This window comes from Buttiauxella warmboldiae, from assembly GCF_003818135.1.
Classification (GTDB): Bacteria; Pseudomonadota; Gammaproteobacteria; order Enterobacterales; family Enterobacteriaceae; genus Buttiauxella; species Buttiauxella warmboldiae.
Map to the genome: position 1 here is coordinate 1 of NZ_RPOH01000060.1, position 21490 is coordinate 21490.

At 54.2% G+C, this 21490-nt stretch carries 17 protein-coding genes, 1 other RNA gene and 1 pseudogene; 12 read left to right on the forward strand and 7 right to left on the reverse strand.

All coding sequences use genetic code 11. The features are described from left to right. From EHN07_RS13860 to EHN07_RS13905, 10 genes and pseudogenes are all read left to right on the forward strand, one after another. Positions 1-80, forward strand: a non-coding RNA gene (locus EHN07_RS13860) — RtT sRNA; the annotation flags it as partial. A 596-nt stretch (positions 81-676) separates the two neighbouring features. Beyond that, complete coding sequence (gene dppA, locus EHN07_RS13865; RefSeq protein WP_124024686.1) at positions 677-2284, forward strand: dipeptide ABC transporter periplasmic-binding protein DppA; 1608 nt, start codon at positions 677-679, stop codon at positions 2282-2284. Positions 2285-2490: 206 nt separating this feature from the next. Next, positions 2491-3510, forward strand: coding sequence for a dipeptide ABC transporter permease DppB (gene dppB / locus EHN07_RS13870; RefSeq protein WP_124024687.1), 1020 nt, complete (start codon positions 2491-2493; stop codon positions 3508-3510). 9 nt (positions 3511-3519) lie between these two features. Then, entirely contained in the window at positions 3520-4422 is a 903-nt protein-coding gene (dppC, locus tag EHN07_RS13875) for a dipeptide ABC transporter permease DppC (protein WP_124024688.1), read from the forward strand. An 11-nt stretch (positions 4423-4433) separates the two neighbouring features. Then, positions 4434-5417 (forward strand): dipeptide ABC transporter ATP-binding protein, encoded by a 984-nt coding sequence (gene dppD / locus EHN07_RS13880; protein ID WP_124024689.1) that lies wholly within the window; start codon positions 4434-4436, stop codon positions 5415-5417. Then, positions 5414-6418, forward strand: coding sequence for a dipeptide ABC transporter ATP-binding subunit DppF (gene dppF / locus EHN07_RS13885; RefSeq protein ID WP_124024690.1), 1005 nt, complete (start codon positions 5414-5416; stop codon positions 6416-6418). The genes dppD and dppF overlap by 4 nt, the downstream gene beginning before the upstream one ends. A gap of 57 nt (positions 6419-6475) precedes the next feature. Further along, positions 6476-6689: pseudogene (locus tag EHN07_RS13890) on the forward strand (IS1 family transposase); the annotation flags it as partial. A 196-nt stretch (positions 6690-6885) separates the two neighbouring features. Beyond that, complete coding sequence (gene hmsP, locus EHN07_RS13895) at positions 6886-8880, forward strand: biofilm formation regulator HmsP (RefSeq protein WP_208646997.1); 1995 nt, start codon at positions 6886-6888, stop codon at positions 8878-8880. Between the two features lie 175 nt (positions 8881-9055). Further along, complete coding sequence (locus tag EHN07_RS13900; RefSeq protein ID WP_124024692.1) at positions 9056-10342, forward strand: dicarboxylate/amino acid:cation symporter; 1287 nt, start codon at positions 9056-9058, stop codon at positions 10340-10342. Positions 10343-10558: 216 nt separating this feature from the next. After that, the gene (locus EHN07_RS13905; protein WP_124024693.1) at positions 10559-12043 is read left to right on the forward strand and encodes a M16 family metallopeptidase; all 1485 of its coding nucleotides are present in this window, start codon (positions 10559-10561) and stop codon (positions 12041-12043) included. Positions 12044-12090: 47 nt separating this feature from the next. On the opposite strand, the gene kdgK is transcribed toward EHN07_RS13905, so the two are convergent. Further along, a complete protein-coding gene (kdgK, locus tag EHN07_RS13910; RefSeq protein ID WP_124024694.1) occupies positions 12091-13023 on the reverse strand; it encodes a 2-dehydro-3-deoxygluconokinase in 933 nt (310 codons plus the stop codon). 303 nt (positions 13024-13326) lie between these two features. Between kdgK and EHN07_RS13915 the strand changes: the two genes are divergently transcribed. After that, positions 13327-15393, forward strand: coding sequence for an AsmA family protein (locus EHN07_RS13915; protein WP_124024695.1), 2067 nt, complete (start codon positions 13327-13329; stop codon positions 15391-15393). Between the two features lie 76 nt (positions 15394-15469). On the opposite strand, the gene EHN07_RS13920 is transcribed toward EHN07_RS13915, so the two are convergent. The 3 genes from EHN07_RS13920 to EHN07_RS13930 all read right to left on the reverse strand — a co-directional run bounded on the left by EHN07_RS13920 (position 15470) and on the right by EHN07_RS13930 (position 19012). Continuing rightward, positions 15470-16795 (reverse strand): MFS transporter, encoded by a 1326-nt coding sequence (locus EHN07_RS13920; protein WP_124024696.1) that lies wholly within the window; start codon positions 16793-16795, stop codon positions 15470-15472. Between the two features lie 251 nt (positions 16796-17046). Continuing rightward, a complete protein-coding gene (gene yhjD, locus EHN07_RS13925) occupies positions 17047-18057 on the reverse strand; it encodes an inner membrane protein YhjD (protein WP_124024697.1) in 1011 nt (336 codons plus the stop codon). 55 nt (positions 18058-18112) lie between these two features. Next, positions 18113-19012, reverse strand: coding sequence for a LysR family transcriptional regulator (locus EHN07_RS13930; protein WP_124024698.1), 900 nt, complete (start codon positions 19010-19012; stop codon positions 18113-18115). Between the two features lie 119 nt (positions 19013-19131). Between EHN07_RS13930 and EHN07_RS13935 the strand changes: the two genes are divergently transcribed. Beyond that, positions 19132-19890 carry an SDR family NAD(P)-dependent oxidoreductase gene (locus tag EHN07_RS13935; RefSeq protein WP_124024699.1) on the forward strand — a complete coding sequence of 253 codons (759 nt, stop codon included), beginning with the start codon at positions 19132-19134 and terminating at the stop codon, positions 19888-19890. A 63-nt stretch (positions 19891-19953) separates the two neighbouring features. Here EHN07_RS13935 and EHN07_RS13940 read toward each other — a convergent pair whose 3' ends face one another. The 3 genes from EHN07_RS13940 to EHN07_RS13950 all read right to left on the reverse strand — a co-directional run bounded on the left by EHN07_RS13940 (position 19954) and on the right by EHN07_RS13950 (position 21292). Next, a complete protein-coding gene (locus EHN07_RS13940) occupies positions 19954-20352 on the reverse strand; it encodes a YdeI family stress tolerance OB fold protein (protein ID WP_124024700.1) in 399 nt (132 codons plus the stop codon). Between the two features lie 77 nt (positions 20353-20429). Continuing rightward, the gene (locus EHN07_RS13945) at positions 20430-20957 is read right to left on the reverse strand and encodes a GNAT family N-acetyltransferase (RefSeq protein WP_124024701.1); all 528 of its coding nucleotides are present in this window, start codon (positions 20955-20957) and stop codon (positions 20430-20432) included. Between the two features lie 5 nt (positions 20958-20962). Continuing rightward, positions 20963-21292, reverse strand: a complete 330-nt coding sequence (locus EHN07_RS13950) for a DHCW motif cupin fold protein (RefSeq protein WP_124024702.1) — start codon at positions 21290-21292, stop codon at positions 20963-20965. Between the last annotated feature and the right edge of the window lie 198 nt (positions 21293-21490).

Below are 21490 nucleotides of genomic sequence, written 5' to 3' on the forward strand. Positions count from 1 at the left end.
AAGGAGGTTTGAGCCGAGCGTAGCGAGACAACGTTGCTTTAGCAACGGCCCGCAGGGGAATAATCCTCTCTCGCCGACCAAATTTAAAAAAGACCAACCTTCGGGTTGGTCTTTTTGCATCTGTCATCCCCAAACTGTCCAAAATCCCTTCTTCAATCCCTAACGCCTGTCTTTATATGATTTTGTGACATTTCCCATCGTATTTTGTTATGGAAAATCGTGGGCTAATACGCCATTGCTTACGTTTGATGCCAGCATGATTCGCTGTAGGCGACGCAGATCACAAAATTAATCGTTCAGATAATCGGCATCTGACCAGAAATTTTTCAAAAAAGGCGCAACCGATTACCGCTATAGCTTGCAAATTAAGCAGTGTAATATTCTGGTAACATGGCGGTAGCATAAATTTCCCTGCTGGAAATAGAGCCGCGGGCTTTTTTTTAACTTTGTTCGCCATTTCTCACCCCGGTTGTAAATCCCCGTTACCTATATTGACGTTTAACCCATCTGTTGACAGATTGTAGGGCGTGAGGGGCAAATTATGGACAGTCCGCACTACCCACAGCTTAGCCTGATAAAGGGATTTCTGGCCTCACCACTGCCTCCGGAACGGACCGCACACAAATAACAAAGGTCCTACGGAAAAAACAACACATCTCACAAATGGAGCAGAAGAATGAGTATTTCCTTGAAGAAGTCAGGGATGCTGAAATTTGGTCTGAGCCTGGTGGCGCTGACCGTAGCAGCAAGCGTTCAGGCAAAAACACTGGTTTATTGCTCAGAAGGATCGCCCGAAGGTTTTAACCCTCAGCTGTTCACCTCTGGCACCACTTACGATGCCAGCTCCGTGCCGATTTATAACCGCCTTGTCGAATTCAAAACCGGCACCACTGAAATCGTTCCGGGTCTTGCTGAGAAGTGGGACGTTAGCGCAGACGGAAAAACCTATACCTTCCACCTGCGCGCTGGCGTGAAGTGGCAGGATAATAAAGATTTCAAACCAACCCGCGATCTGAATGCGGATGATGTGGTGTTCTCGTTCGATCGTCAGAAAAATGCCAATAACCCGTACCACAAAGTTTCTGGCGGCAGTTACGAATACTTTGAAGGCATGGGCTTGCCTGACCTGATCGCCGAGATTAAGAAAGTGGACGATAATACGGTCCAGTTCGTGCTGACACGTCCAGAAGCGCCGTTCCTGGCCGATCTGGCAATGGACTTCGCGTCGATTCTGTCAAAAGAATACGCTGATAACATGTTGAAAGCCGGTACGCCGGAAAAAACGGACCTCAACCCAATCGGCACCGGCCCGTTCCAGCTGCTGCAATACCAGAAAGACTCCCGCATTCTCTATAAAGCGTTCCCGGGCTACTGGGGCACCAAGCCGCAGATCGACCGCCTGGTGTTCTCCATCACGCCTGATGCGTCCGTGCGTTACGCAAAACTGCAGAAAAACGAGTGCCAGGTTATGCCGTATCCCAACCCGGCTGACATCGCTCGTATGAAGCAGGATAAGAGCATCAACCTGATGGAGCAGGCCGGCCTGAACGTTGGCTATCTCTCTTTCAACACCGAGAAGAAACCGTTTGATGACGTGAAAGTGCGTCAGGCACTGACTTACGCGGTGAACAAAGAATCGATCATCAAAGCGGTTTATCAGGGCGCAGGTACTGCGGCTAAGAACCTGATCCCACCAACCATGTGGGGCTACAACGATGATGTGAAGGACTACACCTACGATCCTGAGAAAGCGAAAGCGCTGCTGAAAGAAGCAGGTCATGCGGACGGCTTTACCGTCGATCTGTGGGCGATGCCGGTACAACGTCCATACAACCCGAACGCTCGCCGTATGGCCGAGATGATTCAGGCTGACTGGGCGAAAGTCGGCGTGACGGCCAAAATCGTCACCTACGAGTGGGGCGAGTACCTCAAGCGCGCCAAAGCGGGCGAGCACCAGGCGGTGATGATGGGCTGGACCGGCGACAATGGGGACCCGGACAACTTCTTCGCCACCCTGTTCAGCTGTGCCGCGGCGAAAGATGGTTCTAACTATTCTCGCTGGTGCTATAAGCCGTTTGAAGACCTGATTCAGCCTGCGCGCGCGGCAGAAGACCACAACAAACGTATCGAGCTGTATAAACAAGCTCAGGTTGTGATGCATGACCAGGCTCCGGCGCTGATCGTTGCTCACTCCACCGTATACGAGCCAGTGCGCAAAGAAGTGAAAGGCTACGTGGTTGATCCATTGGGCAAACATCACTTTGAGAACGTGTCAGTAGAATAATACTGGTAAATATCCCCCTCACCCCAACCCTCTCTCTTAGGAAGAGGGTGGCGGTCGAGAGGGATTTTTCCCTCTCCTGGGGGAAAGGGCCAGGGGGAGGGCGAAGGTCCAGCCACCTGACGCCATCCTCCAGGTTTGTGGAAATTTTTGTGAGCAATACAGACTGCAGGCCGTAAGGCCGTCAGTCACTACAGAGAATCCGGGTTATGTTGCAGTTCATTCTCCGACGTCTGGGGTTAGTCATCCCCACGTTTATCGGTATTACCCTTCTTACCTTCGCATTCGTCCATATGATCCCCGGCGACCCGGTGATGATTATGGCCGGTGAGCGCGGTATCTCTCCTGAACGTCATGCTCAGCTGTTGGCCGAGCTTGGCCTCGACAAGCCGATGTGGCAGCAATACCTCCACTATATCTGGGGTGTGATGCACGGCGACCTGGGCATTTCGTTAAAAAGCCGTCTCCCGGTGTGGGACGAGTTCGTGCCGCGCTTTAAAGCGACCATGGAACTTGGCGTTTGCGCGATGATGTTCGCCGTTGCCGTGGGCATTCCGGTTGGCGTACTGGCTGCGGTTAAACGCGGTTCGGTGTTCGACCATACCGCCGTAGGCCTCGCGCTGACCGGCTACTCCATGCCTATTTTCTGGTGGGGTATGATGTTAATCATGCTGGTTTCCGTCTACTGGAACCTGACTCCCGTCTCGGGGCGCGTCAGCGATACGGTGTTCCTCGACGACACCTTGCCGCTTACCGGCTTCATGCTGATAGATACCGCCATCTGGGGCGAGTCTGGGGACTTTATCGATGCGCTGGCGCATATGGTGCTGCCAGCCGTGGTGCTCGGCACCATCCCGCTGGCGGTTATCGTGCGTATGACCCGCTCATCCATGCTGGAAGTTCTTGGTGAAGATTATATCCGTACCGCTCGCGCCAAAGGCCTGAGCCGCATGCGCGTTATCGTGGTTCACGCCTTGCGTAACGCCATGCTGCCGGTGGTAACGGTTATCGGCTTACAGGTCGGTACGTTGCTGGCGGGGGCGATCCTGACGGAAACCATCTTCTCCTGGCCGGGTCTTGGCCGCTGGTTAATTGATGCACTGCAGCGTCGTGACTACCCGGTAGTACAGGGCGGCGTATTGTTGGTGGCGACGATGATTATCCTCGTTAACCTGATAGTCGACCTGCTGTACGGCGTGGTGAACCCGCGTATACGCCATAAGAAATAAGGGGCCATCATGACGCAATTAACTGAAAACAAAATGGTAGCGGCGCCCGTTCCAATGACGCCATTCCAGGAATTCTGGCACTACTTTAAACGTAACAAAGGTGCGGTTGTCGGCCTGGTGTATGTCACCGCGATGATCCTGATTGCCATTTTCGCTAACGTCCTCGCACCTCACGGCCCGGCAGAACAGTTCCGTGATGCGCTGCTGCACCCTCCGGTGTGGCAAGAAGGCGGCAGCTGGCAGTTCCTGCTCGGCACTGACGACGTAGGCCGCGACATCATGGCGCGCCTGATGTACGGCGCGCGTTTATCACTGCTGGTCGGTTGCCTGGTGGTTGTGCTGTCGCTGATTATGGGCGTGGTGCTTGGCCTGATTGCTGGCTACTTCGGTGGCCTTATCGACAACATCATTATGCGCGTGGTCGATATTATGCTGGCGCTGCCTAGCCTGCTGCTGGCGCTGGTGCTGGTGGCAATATTCGGCCCATCGATAGTCAACGCCTCCATTGCCTTAACCTTTGTTGCGCTGCCGCACTATGTGCGACTGACGCGTGGCGCGGTGCTGGTAGAGGTGAACCGCGACTACGTGACCGCTTCGCGCGTGGCGGGTGCCGGTTCCATGCGCCAGATGTTTATCAACATTCTGCCAAACTGCCTGGCACCGCTTATCGTACAGGCCTCCCTTGGTTTCTCTAACGCCATTCTCGATATGGCCGCGCTCGGCTTCCTCGGCATGGGGGCACAGCCGCCAACACCAGAGTGGGGCACCATGCTCTCCGATGTGTTGCAGTTTGCCCAAAGTGCCTGGTGGGTGGTCACCTTCCCGGGTGTCGCAATCCTGCTGACGGTGCTGGCATTTAACCTGATGGGTGACGGGCTGCGTGATGCGCTCGATCCTAAACTCAAGCAGTAAAGGGCTACGTAATGGCGTTATTGAATGTAAATAAATTATCGGTGCATTTCGGCGACGAAAAGACACCGTTCCGTGCCGTAGACCGCGTGAGTTACAGCGTAAATCAGGGCGAAGTTGTCGGTATCGTAGGGGAATCTGGCTCCGGTAAATCCGTCAGCTCGCTGGCGATTATGGGGCTGATTGACTACCCGGGCCGCGTGATGGCGGAGAAACTGGAGTTTAACGGCCAGGATCTGCAAAAGATTTCTGAGAAAGAGCGGCGTAACCTGGTGGGCGCCGAAGTGGCGATGATCTTCCAGGATCCGATGACCAGCCTTAACCCGTGCTACACCGTTGGTTTCCAGATTATGGAAGCCATCAAAGTGCACCAGGGCGGCAACAAAAGCACCCGTCGCCAGCGCGCCATCGACCTGCTGAACCTGGTGGGCATTCCCGATGCGGCTTCGCGTCTGGAGGTTTATCCGCACCAGCTTTCCGGCGGTATGAGCCAGCGCGTGATGATCGCGATGGCGATTGCCTGTCGTCCTAAATTGCTGATTGCCGATGAACCGACGACCGCGCTGGATGTCACCATCCAGGCGCAAATCATCGAACTGTTACTGGAACTGCAGCAAAAAGAGAACATGGCGCTGATCCTTATCACCCATGACCTCGCGCTGGTGGCTGAAGCGGCGCACAAAATTATTGTGATGTACGCGGGGCAGGTGGTGGAAACCGGGGCTTCGCACGATATCTTCCGTGCGCCACGCCACCCGTACACCCAGGCGCTGCTGCGTGCGCTGCCTGAGTTTGCGCAGGATAAAGCGCGTCTGGCATCACTGCCGGGCGTGGTTCCGGGCAAATACGACCGCCCGAACGGCTGCCTGCTCAACCCGCGCTGCCCGTATGCCACCGACAAATGCCGCAGCGAAGAACCAGAACTGAACATGGTGGACAACGGGCGTCAGTCCAAATGCCACTATCCACTCGATGACGCCGGGAGGCCAACGCTATGAGTACCGAAAAGGCCACTGCGCAACCTCTGTTGCGGGCCATCGACCTGAAAAAACATTACCCGGTGAAGAAAGGTATTTTCGGCCAGGAACGCCTGGTGAAAGCGCTGGACGGCGTATCGTTTGAACTCGAGCGTGGTAAAACGCTGGCGGTAGTGGGTGAATCCGGCTGTGGTAAATCCACCCTGGGTCGCCTGCTGACGATGATTGAAATCCCGACCGGCGGCGAGCTTTACTATCAGGGTCAGGATCTGCTCAAGCCTGACGAAACCGCAGAAAAACTGCGTCGCCAGAAAATCCAGATCGTGTTCCAGAACCCGTACGGCTCCCTGAACCCGCGCAAAAAAGTGGGGCAAATTCTGGAGGAGCCGCTGCAAATCAACACCAGCCTGAGCAAAGCCGAACGCCGTGAAAAAGCGCTGGCGATGATGGCGAAAGTGGGCCTGAAAACCGAGCATTACGATCGCTACCCGCATATGTTCTCCGGCGGTCAGCGTCAGCGTATTGCTATCGCCCGTGGCCTGATGCTTGACCCGGACGTGGTGATCGCCGATGAACCGGTATCCGCGCTCGACGTGTCCGTGCGTGCGCAGGTGCTGAACCTGATGATGGATTTACAGCAGGAAATGGGGCTGTCGTATGTGTTTATCTCCCACGACCTGTCCGTGGTTGAGCACATCGCCGACGAAGTGATGGTGATGTATTTAGGGCGCTGCGTGGAGAAAGGCACTAAAGATCAGATCTTCTCCAACCCGCGCCATCCGTACACCCAGGCGCTGTTATCTGCCACGCCGCGCCTGAATCCGGACGACCGCCGCGAGCGCATCAAACTCACCGGCGAGCTGCCAAGCCCGCTGAACCCGCCGCCAGGCTGCGCATTCAACGCCCGCTGCCGCCGCCGTTTCGGGCCGTGCACGCAGTTGCAGCCGCAGCTTAAAGAGTACGGTGGCCAACTGGTGGCGTGTTTCGCTGTTGATCAGGATGAGAACGGGGAAGTTCGGTAGGTATTGATTTGATGGCCCTTTTGAGGGAAAGGGCCATCTTACCGTTATCCGGGCTTTAAAAAACTCGTCCCCCAGCGAATAACCTCTTCTCCTGCCGCTCATGCGGACGTTGCTCTCATCTGTGAACTTGATGAGCAGTGGCTCCGTTCACAGCATCGGCATGATAACCAGCGGCAACTGGGGCAGCTATGCCAGAGAGGTGCCGAAGGAGAAACATCTGACCGGCAAGATTCGGTGCCTTCATCGAAAAATTCATGTTCTCAGAACGCGATGGCTGGAGCGTAGAGGGTGGGTGGTTGCGCTTCTGGAATAATGAGTTAGCTGAAAATACGCAAGGCGTGCTGACAGTCATCATGGATACGATGAATACGCTTTCGGTTTCTCAAGCCTAAAAATCACCACAATGCAGTATACTCAGCTGGCATAAGAATATGCCAGGCAGGGTACAGTCATTGCGGAGAGTGAGTTTGCGAGTCAGTCGGTCATTAACCATTAAACAGATGGCGATGGTGTCAGCCGTTGCCGTGCTGTTTATTTTCATTTTTATCGTGGTTCAGCTGTTTCATTTTGTACAACAAAGCCGCTATGACACAGCAAGCCAGATGGAGAAAATCGCCCATTCGGTGCGTATCCCGCTGTCCGCTGCGATCCTGAAAGCGGATATTCCGCAGGCCGAGTCGATTCTCAACCAGATACAACCGTCCGGGATCATCAGCCGGGCGGATGTCGTATTACCGAACCAGTTCCAGGCGCTTCGCCAAAGCTTTGCGCCAGAGCGCCCGATTCCGGTGTGGATTGCCCGGCTGTTTGAGCTGCCGGTGCAAATCTCGCTGCCGCTGTATTCACTGGAGCGCCCGGCAAATCCGCAACCGCTGGCTTATCTGGTGCTGCAAGCCGACTCCTGGCGGATGTACAAATTCATCATCAGCACCATTTCGACGCTGCTGACGACCTACCTGTTACTGGCGCTGATCCTGTCGGTGGCGATTAGCTGGTCGATTAACCGCTTGATTGTGCACCCGATACGTAATATTGCCCGCGAGATTGATACCCTGAGCCCGCATGATGCGGCGAGCCACCAGCTCAAGCTGCCGGCGCTCCATCATGATGATGAGATTGGCATGCTGGTGCGCAGCTATAACCGTAACCAGCAAATGCTGATGCGCTTGCGGGATGAGATGAGCGCAACCAGCACCCGCAACTCGCTGACTGAGCTACCCAATAAAGCTTTACTGCTGGCGCTACTCGAGCAGCTTACCGCAACGGATAAGAAATGCGCGTTGCTGGTGATTGCCAGCGAAACCTTGCAGGATGCGGCCGGCGTGCTGAATGAAGAGCAGCGAGAAATGCTGCTGCTGACGCTGGTGGAAAAAATTAACAGCGTTCTGCCACCGAATATGGTGCTGGCGCAGCTCAGCGGCAACGACTTCGGTATTATTGCGCACGGCGTGCAGGATGCCTGGCAGGCGATGGCGCTGGCGAAGCAAATTCTGGCGGCGATTAACGAAAAGCTGCCGATTCAAACTCTTTCCATTAAGCCAACGGCAAGCGTAGGCATTGCGATGTATCACGGCGGCCTGGCGGCAGAGCAGCTGTATCGTCGTGCGGTCTCGGCGGCATTTTCCGCTCGTCGTCACGGCAAAAATCAGATTCAGTTCTTTGATCCTGAACAGATGGAGCTGGCTCAGCGCCATCTGACCCAGGAGCACGATCTGCTGCATGCTTTAGAGCACCAGCAGTTTGCGATTTGGCTGCAGCCGCAGGTCAATATGCGAACCCGCGCAGCGGTGAGCGCGGAAGTGTTACTGCGTATGCAGCAGCCTGACGGGAGCTGGGCGTTACCGCACGATTTGATTGAACGCATCGAAGATTGTGGGCTGATGTTTACCATCGGGCACTGGGTGCTTGAGGAGTCCTGCCGCGTGCTGGCGGGCTGGCAAAAGCAGGGCATGACGATGCCACTGAGCGTCAATATCTCGGCCCACCAGCTGCTGCATGAAGAGATGGGGTCGTCGCTGCTCGAATTGCTGACGCGCTACCGTATTCAGCCGGGGATGCTGATTCTGGAAGTGACAGAAAGCCATCGTATCGACGATCCGCAAAAAGCGATCGCGGTGTTGCGCCCGCTGCGTAAAGCCGGGGTCAGGATCGCGCTGGATGACTTTGGTATGGGCTATGCCAGCCTGCGCCATTTACACCACCTGAAGGCGCTGCCGGTTGATATCCTGAAGCTCGATAAGAGCTTTGTCGATGGCTTACCGCAGGATAACACCATGGCGGGAGTGATTATCGGCATGGCGAAAACGCTGGGCCTGAAGCTGGTGGCCGAAGGCATTGAGAACCAGGCGCAGTGTGACTGGCTATTAAGCGAAGGTGTCACCCTCGCTCAGGGTTATCTGTTCTCCAGAGCGTTAACGCTTAAAGAGTTTGATGCGCAGTATTTTTCCAGCACCCGCCAGTAAATTATTTGTTGCAAATGTTATCTGGCTGGTGCGAGTCAGCTCAATTATTTAACAGTTTTGTTTACAAATTAGCGCTGTGTCACTTCTGGGTGTTTTTGAGGGTGTTATTTTTGCTACCGCAGGCCGTTAGCTCTTCAGACGGCACTGTGGAATTTTTACCTCTCAAGGACACCTTATGAAACTCTCTCTGTTCAAAAGCCTCTACTTCCAGGTCCTCACCGCTATTGCCGTCGGTATATTGCTGGGACACTTTTACCCGGAATTAGGCGCGCAGATGAAGCCGCTCGGCGATGCTTTCGTTAAACTGATTAAAATGATTATCGCGCCGGTTATCTTCTGTACGGTGGTGACGGGCATCGCAGGTATGGAAAGCATGAAGGCCGTGGGCCGTACCGGCGCGGTGGCTTTGATTTACTTCGAAGTGGTCAGCACTATCGCGCTGATTATCGGCCTGATTGTGGTTAACGTCCTGCAGCCTGGTGCGGGGATGAACGTTGACCCGGCAACGCTTGATGCCAAAGCCGTGGCGGTTTACGCCGAACAGGCGCAGCAGCAGGGGGTTACCGCGTTTCTGCTGGATGTGATTCCCGGTAGCGTGATTGGGGCCTTTGCCAGCGGAAATATCCTGCAGGTGCTGCTGTTTGCCGTGCTGTTTGGTTTTGCGCTGCACCGTCTTGGCCATAACGGCCAGCTGATTTTCAACGTCATTGAAAGCTTCTCACAGGTGATTTTCGGCATCATCAACATGATTATGCGCCTCGCGCCAATCGGCGCTTTTGGGGCCATGGCGTTTACCATCGGCAAATATGGCGTCGGCTCACTGGTTCAGCTCGGCCAGCTGATCGTCTGCTTCTACATCACCTGTATTCTGTTTGTGGTGCTGGTATTGGGCTCTATCGCCCGCGTGACGGGTTTCAGCATCTTCAAATTTATCCGCTACATCAAAGAAGAGCTGCTGATTGTACTGGGCACCTCGTCGTCTGAATCCGCGCTGCCAAGAATGCTCGATAAAATGGAAAAGCTCGGCTGCCGCAAGTCGGTTGTAGGGCTGGTGATCCCTACCGGTTACTCCTTTAACCTGGATGGCACTTCCATCTATCTGACGATGGCAGCGGTGTTTATTGCCCAGGCCACCAACAGCCATATGGACATCTTCCATCAAATCACGCTGCTGGTGGTGCTGCTTCTCTCCTCTAAAGGGGCCGCCGGCGTGACCGGCAGCGGCTTTATTGTCTTAGCGGCGACCATCTCCGCCGTGGGGCATTTGCCGGTAGCGGGGCTGGCGCTGATTCTGGGCATTGACCGCTTTATGTCCGAAGCGCGTGCGCTGACCAACCTGGTCGGGAACGGTGTAGCGACGGTGGTTGTCGCGAAGTGGGTGAAGGAACTGGATGAGAAACAGCTGAAAGAAACCCTCGATAATCCACAATCCGCGAAAAAAGTGAGCGAAGTCTCCTCTTAAAGCTCTTCAATTGCCCACAGCGACTTGCCCTCGCCGTGGGCTGCTGCGCATAATTGGCCTCTGAGCCTATTGTCTGGCGTTTTTTTCAATTTTAAAGTGACGTTTTCGCACAGATGCGGTCAAACGGAGTGGCGAAACCTCGCCTGTGGTGATTTTATTGAATAACGTTATGTCACCATTACACTTTTTAATCAGGATTGTTTTTCAGGGGTTAACATGCAGGGCACCAAAATTCGACTCTTAGCTGGCGGATTGCTGTTGGTCGCCGCCGCCAGCAATGTGCAGGCAGAAGCACTACAGCCCGACCCGGCCTGGCAGCAAGGTACGCTGGCCAATGGCTTTCAATGGCAAGTCCTGGCCACACCTCAGCGCCCTGGCGATCGTATTGAAATTCGTCTGTTGGTTAATACGGGCTCCTTGACAGAGACCACCCAGCAGAGCGGCTATAGCCACTTTTTACCTCGGCTGGCGCTGACGCAAAGCGGCAGCCTGCAGCCCTTGCAGGCACGCTCGTTATGGCAGCAAAGCGTGGACCCGAAGCGTCCGCTGCCGCCGGTGATAGTCTCTTATGACTTCACGCTGTTTAATCTCAGCCTGCCCAATAACCGCAATGATTTACTCAAAGAAGCGTTAACCTATCTGTCCGACAGCAGCGGCAAAATGGCGATTACCCCGGAAACGGTGGACGTGGCGCTGCAAACTCAGGATCGGGTGGTTACCTGGCCGATGGAGACCAAAGACAGCTGGTGGCGTTATCGACTGCAAGGCTCCACGCTGCTGGGCCACGATCCGGCAGAAGATCTCAAGCAGCCGGTGGATAGCGAACAGCTGAAGGCGTTCTACCAGAAGTGGTACACCCCGGATGCGATGACGCTGATTGTGGTCGGTAATGTCGATAGCCGTAGCGTTGCCGATCAGATCAACAAAACCTTTGGCACCCTGAAGGGCAAGCGCGAAACCCCGGCGCCAGTTGCGACGCTTTCCCCGCTTAAACGTACCCCGGTGAGCCTGATGACCGACAGCGTGCGTCAGGACCGCCTCTCTGTGATGTGGGATAACGCCTGGCAGCCGATTCGCGAGTCATCCGCATTATTGCGTTACTGGCGCGCCGACCTTGCCCGTGAAGCGCTGTTCTGGCATGTCCAGCAAAACCTTAACAAGCAGAATCTCCAGAATCTGAATTTGAGCTTCGATTGCCGCGTACTGTATCAGCGTGCGCAGTGCGGCATTAACCTGGAATCACCTAACGACAAGCTAAACGCTAACCTGATGAGCGTGGGTAAAGAGCTGCTGAGCGTACGTGATAAGGGGCTGTCGCAGGAAGAATTTGATGCGTTGATTACGCAGAAAAAAGCGGAGCTTGCCAAGCTGTTCGCCACCTACGCCCGCACCGATACCGATGTGCTGATTAGCCAGCGCATGCGTTCACTGCAAAACCAGGTGGTGGATATCGCCCCTGAACAGTATCAGAAACTGCGCCAGGATTTTTTGAACGGCCTGAGCCTGAGCCTGTTGAACCAGGATTTGCGCCAGCAGCTTTCACAAGAGATGGCGTTAGTGCTGCTGCAACCGAAAGGCGAGCCTGAATACAATATGAAGGATCTGCAGGCAACGTGGGATAAGGTGATGGTTCCGTCTAAGGCCCTTCCGTTAACGGATGAACCTAAGCAGGACGTGTCGGATATTCCGCCAGCGCAGTGATATTTGCCCCTAACCCGGCCTCAGGGAGAAGGCCGGTTAGGGTTGTTTTAAGCTGGCATCGCTGCTTTAGGGATAATCGCGCCGCGATACTGAATCACGGTGCTGGCGGTCAGATGCCCGCGTTTCGCCGCTTCTTCTGCGTTTCCGCCAGTCAAGCGCACTGCCAGATAGCCCGCGCTGAAGGAGTCACCGGCCGCCGTGGTATCAATCACTTTCTCTTTTGGCAATTTAACGGCCGGAACGTCTAACAGCGCTTCGCCCTGAATCGCCACCAGGCAAGAGTCCGCGCCACGTTTGATAACCACTTCATGCACGCCAGCGGCCTGCGTACGCTCAATCACTTCTTCAACCGGCTTCGCGCCCCACAGCAAATCTTCGTCATCCAGCGTCAGGAACGCGATGTCGGTGCAGGCCAGCATCTGCTGGTAGGCCTGCTGTGTCTCTTCACGGCTTGCCCACAGGCGCGGACGGTAGTTGTTATCGAAGATAACCTTGCAGCCGTTAGCACGGCACTGAGCCAGCAGCGCCATCAGTTTTTCACGGCTGGCCGCGTTGAGGATAGCAAGGCTAATACCGCTCAGGTACAGGTAGTCGAACTGCGCCAGTTCTGCGCAGATAGCCTGAGCCTGCTCGCTCTCCAGCCAGAAACGGGCGGCGGCTTCATTGCGCCAGTAGTAGAACGTACGTTCGCCGGTTGAGTCGGTTTCGATGTAATACAGTCCCGGCAGGCGGTGCTCCAGGCGCTGTGTCAGTTCGGTGTGAACATTTTCTTGCTGCCAGGCGTCGAGCATCTGCTGGCTGAAGTTATCTTCACCTAATGCAGTAACGTAATGGACTTCAAGTTCGGCGGCATCAACCTGGCGGGCGATATAAACAGAGGTGTTAAGCGTGTCGCCACCAAAGCCGCGGCTAACTTCCGCACCTTTTTGCGACAGTTCAATCATACATTCACCGATGACGGCGATTTTGCGCGTTGGCATAGCAGTAGACCTGAATGTGAATTAATGAAATTACCGCTAGTTTGATGGGCGGCTAAAAACGAGTCAAACAATTTAAAACGATGTTTCGGAAAACTTTGAGCTAAGGCAGTTTATTGGCGATGTGAAGCCACCCGGCTTCATTTATTGCCCGCCTTTGCAGCACAAAGTTAGGTTGTTGCGCGCCTCCCATTTCCGTTGCACCGCAACCGTCGGGAAATATGCGAACCTGGCTTTCCTGATGCCGTTTTGGCCGCGTTAAACTATCTTTAGGGAAAGCGAGCCACATCAGGAAAGGGAGAAAGCATGACTAAAACTGGAAAGATCGTCAGCGGAGTGGTCGGGGTTTTATTGTTGTTGGTTGTGGTGGCAATCATTGTTATTGCAACGTTTGACTGGAATCGGCTCAAACCGACCATCAACCAAAAAGTCTCGACCGAGCTGAACCGTCCCTTCGCCATTCGCGGCGATTTAGGGGTGACCTGGGAGCGTAATAAAGAGCAAACAGGCTGGCGCAGCTGGGTGCCCTGGCCGCATGTTCACGCCGAAGACATTATTCTTGGCAACCCCCCCGACATCCCTGACGTCACAATGGTGCATCTGCCGCGCGTTGATGCCACGCTGGCCCCGCTGGCGCTGCTGAGCAGAACCGTCTATATCCCCTGGATTAAGCTGGTACAGCCCGATGCGCGGATTATTCGGCTGTCGGAAAAGAACAATAACTGGACCTTTAATCTAGCCTCAGACGGGAAGAAAGATCCCCAGCAACCGCCATCGGCATGGTCATTCAGGGTGGACAATATTCTGTTCGATAAAGGCCGTATCGCTATTAACGACAGACTCACCAAAGCAGAGATGGAGATCCTTGTCGATCCCCTTGGCAAACCGCTGCCGTTTAGCGAAGTGGAAGGGCGTAAACCGGCCGGAAAAGATGCTGCGAAAGCGGGGGATTATGTCTTTGGCCTGCAGGTACGCGGCCGTTATAACGGCGAGCCTGTCGAAGGTACGGGCAAAATTGGCGGTATGGTAGCGTTGCGCAGCGAAGGCGAAACGGCCTTCCCGGTGCAGGCTGATGTGCATTCCGGCAATTCCCGCGTGGCGTTTATTGGCACCATCAACGATCCGATGACAATGGGCGGCGTTGATTTACGGCTCAAATTCTCCGGCGATTCGCTGGGTAATCTCTACGATCTGACCGGCGTGCTGCTGCCGGATACGCCACCGTTTGCAACCGACGGCCATTTGCTGGCAAAAATCGACCCTGAAAAAGGCTCGGTCTTCCGCTATCAAAACTTTAACGGGCGCATTGGCGACAGCGATATTCATGGCTCGCTGACCTACTCGCAGGGCAAGTCGCGTCCGAAACTGGAAGGTGAGCTGGAGTCAAAACAGCTCCGTCTGGCGGATCTCGGCCCGTTAATTGGCGTGGATTCGGGCAAAGGCGCGCAGCAGAGCAAACGGTCTGAGCAGGTGAAGGGCGAGAAGATCCATCAGCCAGCCGATAAAGTGCTGCCGTATGACCGCTTTGAAACCGACAAATGGGATGTGATGGATGCCGACGTGCGCTTTAAAGGCGAGCGTATCGAACACAGCGGCACGCTGCCGCTTAGCAATCTCAGCACTCATGTGATACTCAACAACGCCGATTTACGCCTCCAGCCGCTGAAATTCGGCATGGCCAACGGCACCATCAGCGCCAATATTCACCTCGAAGGGGATAAACAGCCTATGCAGGGCCGGGCGGATATCCAGGCGCGGCGTTTGCAGCTCAAGCAGCTGATGCCCAAAGTGGAGTCGATGCAGAAAACGCTCGGCGAGCTAAACGGCGATGCCGATTTGCGAGGCCGGGGGAACTCCATTGCCGAGCTGCTGGGCAGCAGCGATGGCAACCTGAAACTGCTGATGAACGACGGGCTAATCAGCCGCAACCTGATGGAAATCGTCGGTCTGAACGTCGGCAACTATATCGTCGGGCAAATCTTTGGCGATGATGAGGTGCGCATCAACTGCGCGGCGGCAAACCTCGATTTACGCAACGGGGTGGCGACTCCGCGTATCTTTGCCTTTGATACCGAGAACGCGCTGATTAACGTGACGGGGACGACGAACTTCAAAAGCGAGCGGCTTGATTTAACCATTGAGCCAGAGAGCAAAGGGATCCGTATTATTACGCTGCGTTCGCCGCTGTATGTGCGCGGCACCTTTAAGAACCCCGATGCGGGGGTGAAAGCCGGGCCGCTGATTGCGCGTGGTGCGGTTGCCGCCGCCCTGGCAACGTTAGTGACGCCAGCGGCCGCCTTGCTGGCGCTGATTTCACCATCCGAAGGCGGTGCTAATCAGTGCCAGAATATGATTGGGCAGATGAACAATTAAACGAATCGGACGGCGCTACGCTACCAATCTGCTTTACAGGTCAGCCAGGCGTAGCGCCATCCCCCTTTTTATGTTGTTAAAGTGACAAATGACGCGTCTCTTTCGACAGCAGCAGTGCAACCAGCGTAATTGCTGACATCACAGCCAGATACAAACCCACATAGAACAGGCCGTAATTCGCCTGCAGCCAGGTCGCGATATACGGTGCTACGGACGCACCCAGTATTGACGCCACGTTATAGGAGAACGACGCCCCGGTATAACGTACTTCCGTCGGGAATAACTCTGGCAATAGCGCGCCCATCGGGCCGAAAGTTAAGCCCATCAGGCTCAGGCCAATCAGCAGGAATGCCATCACCAGCTCAGGCTTACCGGAACCTAACAGCGGCTGGAACACCGCTAAAGCAAAGATAATCATCAGGCTGGTAATGACGATCATGCATTTACGGCGGCCAAATTTATCCGCCAGATAACCGGCAATCGGCACCATCACACCAAAACCAATCACCGCCATCATCAGCATCCACAGCACATCATTGCGTGAGAAACCGAGGCCTACCGGCACGGCGGCGGTGCTGAAAGTCATCGAATAAACGGTCATGATATAGAACAGCGTGTAGGTCGCCAGCATGATAAAGGTGCCGATGACGGTTGCCTTCAGGTGTTTGGTCAGCAGCGTGCCGAGCGGCACTTTCACCTGTTTACCGGCTTTGGCAATTTTGGCGAACACCGGCGTTTCATGCAGCGAAACCCGCACATACAGGCCGATGATCACCAGCACCGCAGAAAAAATAAACGGTACGCGCCAGCCCCAGGACATAAACTGCTCGTCGGTCAGCAGCCAGGAGAGCAGCAGGAAGGTGCCATTGGCAAAGAAGAAGCCAATTGGCGCACCCAGCTGCGGGAACGAACCGTACAACGCCCGTTTGCGCGGCGGCGCATTTTCTGTTGCCAGCAATGCCGCACCGCCCCATTCACCGCCGAGGCCCAGACCCTGTCCGAAACGCGCCAACGCTAGCAGCATGGGAGCCAGCACGCCGATGGTTTCGTAGCTCGGCAGCAGGCCGATAACGACGGTGGAGATCCCCATCGTCAGAAGGGATGCCACCAGGGTCACTTTACGGCCTACGCGGTCGCCAAAGTGGCCAAATAGCGCAGAGCCAATCGGGCGCGCCACAAAGGCGATAGCAAAAGTTGCCAGCGACTGTAGCGTGGCAGCCGTCGGGTCACCCTGCGGGAAGAAGATATGCGGGAAAACGATCACCGCCGCAGTGGCATAAATATAGAAATCGAAGAATTCGATAGCGGTGCCGACAAGCGAGGCGACGACAACTTTTCCGCGTGAGTTGACGGGCGTGGCGTCGGTTTCGGTATTGATTGGGTTTGCGATGGTGGCTTGCATATGATTTTTCTTATTTATAGCGAACGAAGGGTCATATTACGCACAGCAAATAGTGCATTTCAACGCACGCTTGTTCATCGCGCTGTGCGATTAACGAGCAATAAGAAGATAATTTTTAGTCCAGAAGAGAAATATCCATGTCATGCTTCACATGGATAAAAATTTAGTGAATAAAACTGCTTTTAGGTTAAATAAAAGTTACAGGCTGGATTTATGTGCTGAAACGTTATCTCGCGCCAGCCTGTTATTAATCAACTATGTGTTTTACCCGGCATTCTCGGGTCATCTTTGTATTGTGCGGTGGCGATCCACGCGGCGCAAAACAGCGTCAGTCGGGCAAAGAAATAAAAGAAGGCCATCAAACCCAGTACCGAACCAAACGCCGCCCCTGACGGCGAGCTGACCAGCTTTGGCAAACTGTAGGTCATGATAATTTTGATAATCTCAAAGCCAATCGCCGCAATAAATGTCCCGCGGATCAACGCTTTTTTGCGCGGGCGGTGGCGCGGCAGACGCCAGAAAATCCAGAAAAACAGTAAGTAGTTAGCCAAAACAGAGACCGCCAGCCCGACCAGATGCCAGACGGGTTTAAGCCATTCGATCCCCTCTAACTGCAGCAGCGTAATCAGCATGGTCTGTGCCGAGCCGGCGACGGAAGTTATCGATAGCGTCACGATCAGCGCCACCAGCAGGCCAATTAACGAGATAAAGTCGCGCAGGTATTTCAGCCAGAACTTTTCCTGATCCTGCGGGTTTCGCTCCCATTTATCCCGCGATTGCGCGCGCACCGCCTCGCGTAAATTCCCCATCCAGTTAATGCCGGAATAAAGCGCGATCAGCAGGCCGACTAAACCTACCGTCGTGCGCTGTTGAATAGCGGTATTAATGGTGTTTTTAAGCGTGGCGGCAAGCGTCGGATCGCTGACGTTCTCAAGGATTTTATTGAAAATATCCTGCAATAGCGTCGGGTGCGAGGCGAGAATATAACCGCCAGCGGCAAAAGCCACCATCAAAATAGGGATCAATGACAGGAACGAGAAGTAGGTGATCGCTGCGCCAAACTGATTGCCCAGCCGGTCGTTAAACCGCTCGGCCGCCCGGATCAGATGCGCAATCACAGGATAACGCTCAAAGCGTCCGACGGTGGTATTTACACTGTCGATGGTTTGATTGAGCTTCTCATTGCGGGTTTTGATTTTGACTATCGGCTCATAGTCGAGCGTTTCGGTTGGGCGCTGCTCGTGACTATCCGGCGTGGTCATCAGGTGATTTTTCCTTTTGTTTTTGCAGGATGTTTAAAAAATTATAGCTCAGGGACTAATCGACATAGTCTTTTACTAAATCCGTTAGCCATTCCATAAACAGATGAACGCGGCGGGAAAGATTGCGACGATGTGGATAAAGCAGTGAAACAGGCATCGGCTCGGCGCGGTATTGCGGCAGAATTTCCACCAGTTTCTTACTCTTGAGCAACGCTTTTACGCCAATGCGCGGCGCCTGAATAATCCCCAGACCGGCGAGACAAGCCGCCTGATAGGTTTCTGTGCTGTTGACGGTAACCACCCCGCCGGTTTTGACCCAGCGGGTGCGGTTATCCAGCCATACTTCAAAACCTTGTGGCCGGCTACCGAGATTGAGCGCGTAATGCACCACCGCGTGCGACGCCAGATCGTCAAGACTTTCCGGATAGCCGAAACGCGCCAGGTAATCGGGGCTGGCGCAGTTGATTAAGGTCAGTTTTCCCAGAGGACGCGCCACCAGCCCTGAATCTTTTAGCTGTCCTACGCGTACGACACAATCGAACCCTTCACGCACTATATCAACCATGCGGTCGCTGCTGCTTAACTCAAGTTCGATGCCGGGATAGTGCTGCAAGAAGGCGGGAAGCCTGGGGATAACCAAATTCTTCGCCACGCTGACCGGCATATCAACGCGTAAACACCCGCTGACGCTTTTGGGATCGTGTAAAAACAGGCCGTCCAGTTCCTCAAGATTGGCTAATAGATCGCGGCAGCGCTCGTAATAGACCATACCGTCTTGCGTCAGCTGCACCCGGCGTGTGGTGCGATGTAATAGCCTTGTGCCAAGCGAGCCTTCCAGCGCCTGAATCTGGCGCGATACGCTACCTTTAGGCACGCCCAGGGTATCGGCAGCGCGCGAAAAACTTTCCAGTTCAGCCACTCTTATGAACAGCTGCATTGCCTGTATTTTATCCACGCTATTTCCATATTGTTGTTGCTGGTGAAACAGTGATGCGCAATTAGCACTCTTTATTGATTTTGTAGCAGCTAATAAGCTTGACCTCAATCACCTGACAGCCAGAAAAGGGGTAAACCATGAGCCAGACAATCGCATTAGTGACCGGCGGCAGCCGTGGATTAGGAAAAAGTGCCGCGCTGAAGCTGGCGGCACGCGGAGTGCATATTATTCTGACCTACCACAGCAAACGGCAGGAGGCGCTGAATGTTGTGCGTGAAATTGAGCTAACTGGCGTAAAAGCCGCGGCAATTCAGCTGAATGTCGCCGAAAGTTCCACCTTTGCCGCTTTTGCCAGCGCGGTGAAGCAGCAGCTGCATGACGTATGGCAGCGCGACTCGTTTGATTATTTATTAAACAACGCAGGCACCGGCCTTGATGCGTCGTTTGAAAAAACAACAGAACAGCAGTTTGATGATTTAATGAACATCCATCTGAAAGGCCCTTTTTTCCTGACCCAGCGGCTGCTGCCATTGATAAAAAATGGCGGGCGTATCCTGAATGTCTCAACCGGACTGACGCGTTTTGCGCTGCCGGGGAAAGCCGCGTATGCCGCTATGAAAGGGGCAATGGAAGTGTTAACGAAGTACCAGGCTAAAGAGCTGGGCGCTCGCGGTATCTCGGTCAATATTATCGCCCCGGGAGCCATTGCTACTGATTTCGGCGGCGGCGTGGTGCGCGACAATCAGCAGGTTGCGGGGGCGATTGCTGCGCAAACGGCTTTGGGGCGAGTGGGGCAAGCGGATGATATTGGCAACGCCATCGCGGTACTTCTCAGTGATGAAAGCGGCTGGATGAACGCGCAGCGTGTTGAAGTCTCTGGCGGGATGTTGTTATAAGCGCCTGATTGGCTTCACGCAGACGGGTTCCCGCGGTTCGGCTATGGGAACCCGTAAACGTGATTATTGTTTCTGCAAATGATCGACTTTCATCACCGCAGACTGCTGTTTTTTATCCAGCGTCCCGTTGATGGCAACCAGCTGATCGGGGCTGACGCTTCTGCCGTCGAAGATCGCTAGCGGAATGCTCACCTCCAGGGTGCCGGTTTTATCGCGAAACTGGTAACGATCTTGCGCGGTCTTCTTGATCAGATTACCCGTGAGCGACACGCTGGCTCCGTCGTGCATGGCTTTTGCCTGAGCAACGGTCATTCCCTGGGCATCTTCCATGCCGCGATAGCCTTTATCCATGGCGTGCGGCGGCGGCGGAGCTTCATCTGTTTTTAATCCACCCTCGTCTGCTGCCAGAACCGGCAAACTGAACATGGCGGTAAACCCTGCCAGTAACAGAAATTTATTCATGTTTTCTCCTGGGTTTAGCTTTCGGGGACACCCATTAAGCCTGGCATAAGGTGCGGGAAACGTCATCGAATGCAGTTTTATCTGAACTCGCTCCGTAGCAGGCCAAAAATCCAGTCGTCCTGCCAAATCCCGGAGAGGAAATAGTTTTCACGCAGCCTTCCTTCAGGTTGAAAACCTGCTTTTTCCAGCGTCTTCTTTGACCCGATATTTCCAACAGTGACCGTCGCTGTCAGCTTGCGGATGGCGCATGTTTCAAAGGCAAATTTGCAGAGGGTATCAAGCGATTCAAATCCGTAGCCCTGTCCGTGAAAAGCCGGGTCGAGAATAAACCCGACTTCGGCCATGTCATCATTGGCCCGTACAAAACCGGTAAAACCAATCGGCGTACCGTTTTGTTTATCGCGCATCACCAGGCATAGCCAGTGGCGGCAGTGGGTTTCCCAGTGCGCCAGGCGGCCATTAAATATCTGGCGGATCTCGGCTTCTCGTCGTTCATCGGAGATAAAGCACATTACCTGTGAATCTTGCTGCAGGCGCAAAAAGAACGGCCATTCTTGCTCGGTAATTTGCGTTAAGCTCAGTCTGGGTGTCTCGAGTGGGAACATAGCTTTTAATCCACGATAAACAGTATTGCGCCAATAGCCGTAGAAGAACGGTGCGGTTCGGCGTTATCTGCGACCTGATAACTCATGCCGGGTTGTAAAGTGAACAGGCGTCCATCCTCCAGCTCAGTTTGTAATTCTCCTGCCAGGCAATACAGAATGTGCCCTTTCTGGCACCAGTGATCGGCCAGATATCCGGCAGTGTATTCCACCATCCGCACGCGAATTTCCCCAAAATGCTGTGTGCGCCACAACGCTTTGCCGGTGATACCGGGGTGCTCTATGGGCGTGAGGGTTGCCCAATCGGTAGTATTAAAAGGCAGGTCGGTAATATGCATATTGTTCCTTATGATTTTTGCAGGTTTCTTTTAATTGATATCAGCAAAAAAATCCCGGCGCCATAGTGAAGCGCCGTTGGCAGCAGAAACGGGCGGCACTGTTTTTTGAAAATGGTTAATTTTTACGCTCTTTTATCGCCATAGATACTTGCTCAGCTGCGCTAAAATTCTTTGTAGCGATCAGCCGAAAATCAATAA

Excerpts from the sequence above, each read along its gene's own strand:
- EHN07_RS13940 (WP_124024700.1), bottom strand. The coding sequence starts at position 20,352 with ATGAATAAATTTCTGTTACTGGCAGGGTTTACCGCCATGTTCAGTTTG.
- dppA (WP_124024686.1), top strand. The coding sequence starts at position 677 with ATGAGTATTTCCTTGAAGAAGTCAGGGATGCTGAAATTTGGTCTGAGC.
- dppC (WP_124024688.1), top strand. The coding sequence starts at position 3,520 with ATGACGCAATTAACTGAAAACAAAATGGTAGCGGCGCCCGTTCCAATG.
- EHN07_RS13935 (WP_124024699.1), top strand. The coding sequence starts at position 19,132 with ATGAGCCAGACAATCGCATTAGTGACCGGCGGCAGCCGTGGATTAGGA.
- dppF (WP_124024690.1), top strand. The coding sequence starts at position 5,414 with ATGAGTACCGAAAAGGCCACTGCGCAACCTCTGTTGCGGGCCATCGAC.
- EHN07_RS13945 (WP_124024701.1), bottom strand. The coding sequence starts at position 20,957 with ATGTTCCCACTCGAGACACCCAGACTGAGCTTAACGCAAATTACCGAG.
- kdgK (WP_124024694.1), bottom strand. The coding sequence starts at position 13,023 with ATGCCAACGCGCAAAATCGCCGTCATCGGTGAATGTATGATTGAACTG.
- dppB (WP_124024687.1), top strand. The coding sequence starts at position 2,491 with ATGTTGCAGTTCATTCTCCGACGTCTGGGGTTAGTCATCCCCACGTTT.
- EHN07_RS13950 (WP_124024702.1), bottom strand. The coding sequence starts at position 21,292 with ATGCATATTACCGACCTGCCTTTTAATACTACCGATTGGGCAACCCTC.
- EHN07_RS13900 (WP_124024692.1), top strand. The coding sequence starts at position 9,056 with ATGAAACTCTCTCTGTTCAAAAGCCTCTACTTCCAGGTCCTCACCGCT.
- yhjD (WP_124024697.1), bottom strand. The coding sequence starts at position 18,057 with ATGACCACGCCGGATAGTCACGAGCAGCGCCCAACCGAAACGCTCGAC.
- EHN07_RS13905 (WP_124024693.1), top strand. The coding sequence starts at position 10,559 with ATGCAGGGCACCAAAATTCGACTCTTAGCTGGCGGATTGCTGTTGGTC.
- EHN07_RS13915 (WP_124024695.1), top strand. The coding sequence starts at position 13,327 with ATGACTAAAACTGGAAAGATCGTCAGCGGAGTGGTCGGGGTTTTATTG.
- dppD (WP_124024689.1), top strand. The coding sequence starts at position 4,434 with ATGGCGTTATTGAATGTAAATAAATTATCGGTGCATTTCGGCGACGAA.
- EHN07_RS13920 (WP_124024696.1), bottom strand. The coding sequence starts at position 16,795 with ATGCAAGCCACCATCGCAAACCCAATCAATACCGAAACCGACGCCACG.